At 70.7% G+C, this 7,837-nt stretch carries 7 protein-coding genes; 1 reads left to right on the forward strand and 6 read right to left on the reverse strand.

Features of this window, described 5'->3' with window-relative positions:
• Positions 1–30: 30 nt before the first annotated feature.
• Positions 31–1,638 carry a protein translocase subunit SecD gene (gene secD, locus J2S22_RS28960; protein ID WP_272780564.1) on the reverse strand — a complete coding sequence of 536 codons (1,608 nt, stop codon included), beginning with the start codon at positions 1,636–1,638 and terminating at the stop codon, positions 31–33.
• Between the two features lie 75 nt (positions 1,639–1,713).
• On the reverse strand, positions 1,714–2,058 hold the full coding sequence (gene yajC / locus J2S22_RS28965) for a preprotein translocase subunit YajC (protein WP_272780565.1): 345 nt from the start codon (positions 2,056–2,058) through the stop codon (positions 1,714–1,716).
• Between the two features lie 235 nt (positions 2,059–2,293).
• Here yajC and J2S22_RS28970 point away from each other — a divergent pair, with 235 nt between their 5' ends.
• Positions 2,294–3,223, forward strand: coding sequence for an ATP-binding protein (locus tag J2S22_RS28970; protein ID WP_272780566.1), 930 nt, complete (start codon positions 2,294–2,296; stop codon positions 3,221–3,223).
• A gap of 163 nt (positions 3,224–3,386) precedes the next feature.
• On the opposite strand, the gene J2S22_RS28975 is transcribed toward J2S22_RS28970, so the two are convergent.
• The 4 genes from J2S22_RS28975 to J2S22_RS28990 form a co-directional block, all read right to left on the reverse strand.
• Positions 3,387–4,850: a LysM peptidoglycan-binding domain-containing M23 family metallopeptidase gene (locus tag J2S22_RS28975; protein WP_272780567.1), complete on the reverse strand. Its 1,464-nt coding sequence runs from the start codon at positions 4,848–4,850 to the stop codon at positions 3,387–3,389.
• A gap of 265 nt (positions 4,851–5,115) precedes the next feature.
• Positions 5,116–5,883 (reverse strand): ABC transporter permease, encoded by a 768-nt coding sequence (locus J2S22_RS28980; protein ID WP_272780568.1) that lies wholly within the window; start codon positions 5,881–5,883, stop codon positions 5,116–5,118.
• Positions 5,880–6,884 (reverse strand): ABC transporter ATP-binding protein, encoded by a 1,005-nt coding sequence (locus J2S22_RS28985; RefSeq protein WP_272780569.1) that lies wholly within the window; start codon positions 6,882–6,884, stop codon positions 5,880–5,882. Before J2S22_RS28985 ends, J2S22_RS28980 begins: the two co-directional genes overlap by 4 nt.
• A 134-nt stretch (positions 6,885–7,018) precedes the next feature.
• On the reverse strand, positions 7,019–7,672 hold the full coding sequence (locus J2S22_RS28990) for a protein-L-isoaspartate(D-aspartate) O-methyltransferase (protein WP_272780570.1): 654 nt from the start codon (positions 7,670–7,672) through the stop codon (positions 7,019–7,021).
• Positions 7,673–7,837: the final 165 nt, after the last annotated feature.

The raw sequence follows: 7,837 nt of genomic DNA on the forward strand, positions 1-7,837 counted from the left end.
GCGAAGAAGCTTCACGGTCAGCTCCGGACGTCAGATCGGAACGGCGGCGGGCCGCGTCATCCGCACCCAGAACGACACGATCAGCCGCGACAGCGTGAAGGCCGTGAACACCGTGGTGAAGATGCCGATGATGAGGGTGAGGGCGAACCCGCGGACCGGGCCCGAGCCGAGGAAGAACAGCACCACGGCGGCGATCAGCGTGGTGATGTTGGCGTCGAGGATGGTCGAGAGCGCCCGCGCGAAGCCGGCGTCGATGGCGTTGATGGCCGAGCGGCCGCCCCGCGCCTCCTCGCGCATGCGCTCGTAGATCAGCACGTTGGCGTCGACCGCCATGCCGACGGTGAGCACGATGCCGGCGATGCCGGGCAGCGTCAGGGTGGCGTTGAGCATCGACAGCACGCCGAAGATCATCGCGACGTTGATGGCGACCGCGACGTTGGCGAACAGGCCGAGCATGCCGTAGGTGGCGAGGATGTAGACCACCACCAGGCCGGAGCCGACATAGGCGGCGATCTTGCCCTTCTCGATCGAGTCCTGGCCGAGGCCGGCGCCGACGGTGCGCTCCTCGACGATGGTGAGCGGCGCCGGCAGGGCGCCGGCGCGCAGCAGGATGGCGAGGTCGTTGGCGCTCTCGACCGTGAAGTTGCCGGAGATCTGGCCGGAGCCGCCGAGGATCGGCTCGCGGATCACCGGCGCCGAGATCACCTCGTTGTCGAGCACGATGGCGAACGGCCGGCCGACGTTCTCCTGGGTGGTCTGGGCGAAGCGGCGGCCGCCCGAGGTGTTGAAGCGGAACGAGACGATCGGCTCGCTGGTGCGCTGGTCGAAGCCGGGCTGGGCGTCGGTGAGGTCCTCGCCCGACACCATGATGCGCTTCTCGACCAGGATCGGCACGCGCTGGCCGCCGCGGCCCTCGTAGAGCAGCTCGGAATCGGGCGGCACCCGCCCGGTCTGCGCCGCCTCGGCCGCGTCGGCCGTCATGTCGACCAGCCGGAAGGTCAGCTTCGCGGTCTTGCCGAGGAGGTCCTTGAGGCGCGAGGGATCCTGCAGGCCGGGCACCTGCACCAGGATGCGGTCGATGCCCTGGCGCTGGATCGACGGCTCGACGGTGCCGAGCTCGTTGACGCGCCGCTCGATGATCTGGATCGACTGCTCGACCGACTGGCGGATGCGCTCGGTCATCGCCGCCTGGGTGACGGTCAGGCGGATCAGGCCGTTGCCCTGGTCGGTGATGTCGATGGAGCGCTGGCCGCTGCCGCCGAGGATGCCGCCGAGCGGCTGCGACAGCTCGCGCAGCTTGGTGAGCGCCTGGGGCACGTCGCCGGCCTCGCGGATGCGCACGTCCACCGTGTCGCCGCGCCCGGTCAGCCCCGTGTAGCCGATGCGGGCGTCGCGCAGCACGCGGCGGACGTCGTCGCGCAGGGTCTCGACCTTCTCGCGGCGGACCGCGTTCGAGTCGACCTCGAGCAGGATGTGCGAGCCGCCCTGCAGGTCGAGGCCCAGCACGACGTGGCGCTGCGCCCACTTCGGCCACTTGTCGACCACGCTGTCGGGGAAGAAGTTCGGCACCGCGCAGAGGCAGACGAGAAGCGTCCCGACAAGGATGGCCGTCGCCTTCCACCGCGAGAAATACAGCATGGGTCAAGGGTTCCCGATTGGGCGCGCCGGCCGGCGCGCGAGGAGAGCGGGCGAACCGCCGCGCCGCCCGGCTGGTCAGCCTTTGGCGGCCTCGTCCTTCACGGGCTCGCCCTTAGCCCGCACCTCCGCCACCATGGCGCGGATCTGGCGTGCCCGGACCCCGTCCGCAAGCTCGATCTCGATCTCGTTGTCGTCGATCACCTTGGTGACCTTGGCGACGATGCCGCCCGAGGTGACCACGCTGTCGCCGCGGCGGACGTTCTTGATCATCTCCTGGTGCTGCTTGGCCCGGCGCTGCTGCGGCCGCAGGATGAGGAAGTACATGATCACGAAGATGAGGATGAACGGCAGCAGCGACATCACCATCTCGGTGCCGCTCGCCGCTCCGGCGGCCTGGGCATAGGCAGGCGTCACGAACATCGACTTGCTCCTTCGGAAGGCGGGATTGGCCGGCGGGCCCGGTCGTTCGCGCGGGCCTGGGCGAAAAAACCGCCGGGACTATACCGGGGGGCCGGCTGATTGCAACGGCGGTCGCCGGCTCTTCGTGTCGCGGCAGCGGGTTGCAGCGAGCCCTGCGCCGGACGCAGGGCGGATCGCCGCGATGCCTTGCGGCGCCGGCCGCCCCCCGGTATGGGGAACCCCGGAGCCCGACCCCATGCATCAGCCCTCGAAGACCCCCCTCGCCGCCCCGCCGTCCCACCCCGACGCCACCGCCGCGCCGCAGGCGCTGCTGGAGCGCATCGCCGCGGCGCTCGAGCGCATCGCGCCGCCCGCCCCGGCCGTGCCGGACTTCGGCGTGGCCGACGCCTTCATCTGGCAGCCGGAGGGCCGCCGGCTGGCCCCGGTGCCGCACGTCAACCGGGTCGACATGTCGCTCCTGTGCGGCATCGACAGCGTGCGCGACCAGCTGCTCGCCAACACCGAGCGCTTCGCCCGCGGCCTGCCCGCCAACAACGCCCTCCTGTGGGGCGCGCGCGGGATGGGAAAGTCGTCGCTGGTCAAGGCCGTGCACGCCGGCGTCAATGCCGGGCTCGGGGCCCGGGCCGGCACCCTCAAGCTGATCGAGATCCACCGCGAGGACATCGAGAGCCTGCCCGACCTGATGGGCCTGCTGCGCGGCTCCGATTGCCGCTTCGTCGTGTTCTGCGACGACCTCTCCTTCGACGCCGCCGACACCTCCTACAAGTCGCTGAAGGCCGTGCTGGAAGGCGGCATCGAGGGGCGCCCCGAGAACGTCATCCTCTATGCCACCTCCAACCGCCGGCACCTGCTGCCGCGCGACATGATGGAGAACGAGCGCTCGACGGCGATCAATCCGGGCGAGGCGATCGAGGAGAAGGTGTCGCTGTCGGACCGCTTCGGCCTGTGGCTCGGCTTCCACCGCTGCAGCCAGGACGAGTACCTGTCGATGATCCAGGGCTATGTCGCGCACCACGCCATCCCGATCGCGCCCGACGCGCTGCGCCGCGAGGCGCTGGAATGGGCCACCACCCGCGGCTCGCGCTCCGGCCGCGTCGCCTGGCAGTTCGTCCAGGACCTCGCCGGCCGGCTCGGCGTGCGGCTGAGCGAGCCGACGGCGGGCTAGACGGCGAGCCGCCGCGCGCCCGTCGACGTCTAGGCCCGTCATGGCCGCGCTCGTCGCGGCCATCCACGCCCTGCGGCGTTTCCGTGCCCGACGACGTTGATGGCCGGGACGAGCCCGGCCATGACGGAAAAAACAGTCGGCTGGTGCCGGACGCGGCGTCGGCTCACGCCCCCGGCAGGTGCTGCATCGGGTCGATCGGGGCGGAGCCCTTGCGGATCTCGAAGTGGAGCTGCGGCGACGAGACGGTGCCGGTCTGGCCCGACTTGGCGATCACCTGGCCGCGGCGGACCTGGTCGTTGCGCTTCACCATCAGCTCGCTGTTGTGGGCGTAGGCGGTGACGAAGCCGTTGGCGTGCCGGATCAGCACCAGGTTGCCGTAGCCCTTCAGCTCGCTGCCCGCATAGGCGACGATGCCGTCCTCGGCGGCCCGCACGGCGGTGCCTTCCGGCACCGCGAGGTTGATGCCGTCGTTCTGCTGGCCGTTGGCCTTGCCGAAGGACGCGATCACCCGGCCCTTCACGGGCCAGCGGAACGACAGCGCGCCGTTGCGGGCGGCCTTGTCGTCCTCGTCGGCCGGCGGGTCGGCCACCGTGGTGCGATGGACCGAGGCGGTCGCCTGCGGCTCGATCGAGGCGACCCGGGTCGGGGCCTGCTGGGCGGCCGGCGCGGGCGGCGCGGCCGCGGTGCGGAGCGGCGGCGCCTGCTGGGCGACGGGTGCGGGCGCCGGAGCCGCCGCCGGAGCCGCGGCGGGCTTCGGCTGCAGCAGTGCGGTGCGGCCGCCCTTGCCGGGAATCACCAGCCGGTCGCCCATCTTCAGCATGGCGTGCGGCGGGATGTTGTTGGCCGCCGCGAGATCCTTGATCGAGGTCTTGTAGCGCTTGGCGATGCCGACCAGCGTCTCGCCCGGCGCCACCACGTGGACGCCGCCGGCGGGGGGCTGCACCCGCGGCCCCGCCTGGGGGGCGGCCGGCGCCGCCGCGGCCGTGGTCGCCGGGCCGGCATAGCGGGGAATCACCAGCCGGCGGCCGGGCTGCAGCACGGCCGGACCGGCGAGGCCGTTCGCCTCGGCGATCACGTTGACCGGGACGCCGTAGCGCTTCGACAGCGAGGAGAGCGTGTCGCCGGGGGCGACCGTCACCGGCGTGCCGCCCTCCCACTGCCAGCCGGGGGCCGCCGCCGTCATCGGCTTGGCCGGGGACTGCAGGCGCGGCACCGTGCCGGTCACGTCGGCCGAGGCGACCTGGGTTCCGAGCGAGGCGGGCTGGTACGAGCCCATGCCGCGGCCGCCGCCGGCGACGCCGCCGCCCGCCACCGCCCCGTGATGCGAGGCCGGGGTGTAGGACGCGTAGGTCTGGGGCGGGGCCGACGGGGGCGGCAGTGGCTGGGCCGCCACCGGCTGGCCGAGCGGCCGCGAATCGACGCGCCCCACCGGGACGCCCTGCCCGTGCGGCACCGCGCCGGTGGTCTCGTAGGACGGGCGGGCGCCGCCCGCATAGGGATTCTGAAGGGGGCTCTCCGCCAGCCGGGTCGAATCGGTGCTGCAGTTCGCCACGCCGAAGCCGACGATGAGCAACACCAGCACCCGCGACACGGAGTACGGGCTCGACGATTCGGCGATCGTACGCATCGGCTCACTCACTCTACGCGACAACGCTACGCGACGGACATCACTCGGAGACGCGAGCGAGTTAAGCACCGGCCGAGTAAAGATTGATTTAACCCTCGGGGTTCCCGAAAGACGTTTCCTTTACGATTACAATGGAACTTTGCCCTGCGACGCCCGTATGTTGGCGCCCGCGCGCCGCCGGCGGCGCTCTTCTGGCACGCGACTTTGTTCTACGTTTGTTCTTGTTTGCGTTAACTGTGCCGACACATTTGCGCAACCATCCGGATCACGCCTTGAGGCGATAGCCGGTGCGGAAGATCCACGCGATGGTTGCCAGGCAGGCGGCCAGGAAGACCAGCGTCATACCCAGGCTGACCCCGACATGGACGTCGGCGGTCTCGAAGAAGGCCCAGCGGAAGCCGGAGATCAGGTACACGACTGGGTTGAACAGCGCGACCGTCTGCCAGGCCGGCGGGAGCACCGAGATCGAGTAGAACGTGCCGCCCAGGAAGGTCAGCGGCGTGATGACCAGCAGCGGCACCAGCTGGAGCTTCTCGAAGCCGTCGGCCCAGATGCCGATGATGAAGCCGAGCAGGCTGAAGGTGACGGCGGTCAGCACCAGGAAGACGAGCATCCACACCGGATGGGCGATCTGCAGTGGCACGAACAGGCCGGCGGTGGCGAGCACGATCAGGCCGAGGACGATCGACTTGGTCGCCGCCGCGCCGACATAGCCGAGCACGATCTCGCCGTACGACACCGGCGCCGACAGGATCTCGTAGATGGTCCCGGTGAAGCGCGGGAAGTAGATGCCGAAGGAGGCGTTGGCGACACTCTGGGTGAGCAGCAGCAGCATGATCAGCCCGGGCACGATGAAGGCGCCGTACGGCACCCCCTCGATCTCGGAGATGCGCGAGCCGATCGCCGCCCCGAACACGACGAAGTAGAGCGAGGTCGACAGCACCGGCGAGACGATGCTCTGCAGCAGCGTGCGCCCGGTGCGCGACATCTCGAACACGTAGATGGCGCGCACCGCCCGGAGGTTGCTGATCATCGGCGCTGCCTCACCAGATCGACGAAGATGTCCTCCAGCGAGCTCTGGGTCGTCTGCAGGTCGTGGAACTCGATGCCGGCGCGCGCGAGGTCCTGCAGCAGGCCGGTGATGCCGGTGCGCTCGCCCTGGGTGTCGTAGGTGTAGACCAGCGCCGTCCCCTCCCGGGCCAGGGTCAGGCCGTAGCCGGCGAGCGCCTCGGGCACCGCGTCGACCCGGCCGTTGAGCAGGATGGTGAGCTGCTTGCGGCCGAGCTCGCGCATCAGCGTCGCCTTCTCCTCGACCAGCACGATCTCGCCCTTGTTGATGACGCCGATGCGATCGGCCATCTGCTCGGCTTCCTCGATGTAGTGCGTGGTGAGGATGATGGTGACGCCGGAGGCGCGCAGGCGGCGCACCACCTCCCACATGTCCTTGCGCAGCTCGACGTCGACGCCGGCGGTCGGCTCGTCGAGGAACAGGATGCGCGGCTCGTGCGACAGCGCCTTGGCGATCAGCACCCGGCGCTTCATGCCGCCCGACAGCGTCATGATCTTGCTGTCCTTCTTCTCCCACAGCGAGAGATCGCGCAGCACCTTCTCGATATGGGCCGGGTTCTTCGGCTTGCCGAACAGGCCGCGGCTGAACGACACCGTGTCCCACACGCTCTCGAAGGCGTCGGTGGTCAGCTCCTGCGGCACCAGGCCGATCAGTTCGCGCGCCGCCCGGTAGTCGGCGAGGATGTCGTGGCCGTCGACCGTGACGCGGCCCGTCGAGGCCCGCACGATGCCGCAGACGATCGAGATCAGCGTCGTCTTGCCGGCGCCGTTGGGACCGAGCAGGGCGAAGATCTCGCCGCGCCGGATGTCGAGGTCGATGGTCTTCAGCGCCTGGAAGCCGGACGCGTAGGTCTTCGACAGGCCGGCGATCGCGATCACGGGCGCCGTCGCGGCGGGCGCGACGGCGGGCGGGGTGCGGTCCGCGGGGGACGGATCCGCGAGGGTCGAGTCCGCAGGCGAGAACATGGGGGCACGGCTCCGGGCCGGTCGGGGGTTCGGCGCGGCCGGAGCCGCCGGCGACATATCGGCACGCCCGCGGCACACGGCAACCCCGGACAGAACCGCCATGCCGCGGTGTGGCGCGGCGGTGACAGGCGATCCTACAGCTCGCGCGCCTTGCCGGGCAGGAGCGGCACGAATCGCACCGCGATGAAGTTTTCGCGCACGAGCCCGTTCGGCGCCTTGGTCAGCCGGACGATGATCTGGGCGCTGTCGTGCGGCCCGAGCGGAAGCACCATGATGCCGCCCGGGGCGAGCTGCTCGACCAGCGCCCGCGGGATCGTCTCGGCCGCGGCCGTCACCATGATGCGGTCGTAGGGCCCCCGCTCCGGCACCCCGGCGAGCCCGTCGCCCACCACCACCGCGATGTTGTCCCAGCCGAGCGCCGCGAATTTCTCGCGCGCCGACTCGGCGAGCGTGCGGTAGCGCTCCACCGTGACCACCGACGCGGCGAGCCGCGACAGCACGGCGGCCTGGTAGCCGGAGCCGGTGCCGATCTCGAGCACGCGGTGGCCGGGCTCCACCGCGAGGCGCTCGGTCATGTAGGCGACCACGTAGGGCTGGCTGATCGTCTGGCCGCAGGCGATCGGCATCGCGTGGTCCGCATAGGCGAGCGCGACGTCCTCGTCCCGCACGAACTGCTCGCGCGGCACCTCCTCCATGGCGCGCAGCACGGCGGCGTCGGCGATGCCGCGGCGGCGCAGGCCGAGAATGAACTCCATTCGGCCGATCCTCCGATCGGCAAGCGTCGTCATGGCGCTCGCGTTCCTTTCGGACGCCGTGATATCGTCGCGTGTTCGCGCCGGGGCGGCGGCGCGGCGACCATCGAGACTGGGCAAGAATCGGCGGGTCGAGCTGATGTAAGATTCGTCTTATGACGAATCGCCCGTTCAAGACCGGCGTCAGCCGGGCGCAGCCGA

Source organism: Rhodoplanes tepidamans (assembly GCF_030813915.1).
Taxonomy (GTDB): domain Bacteria; phylum Pseudomonadota; class Alphaproteobacteria; order Rhizobiales; family Xanthobacteraceae; genus Rhodoplanes; species Rhodoplanes tepidamans.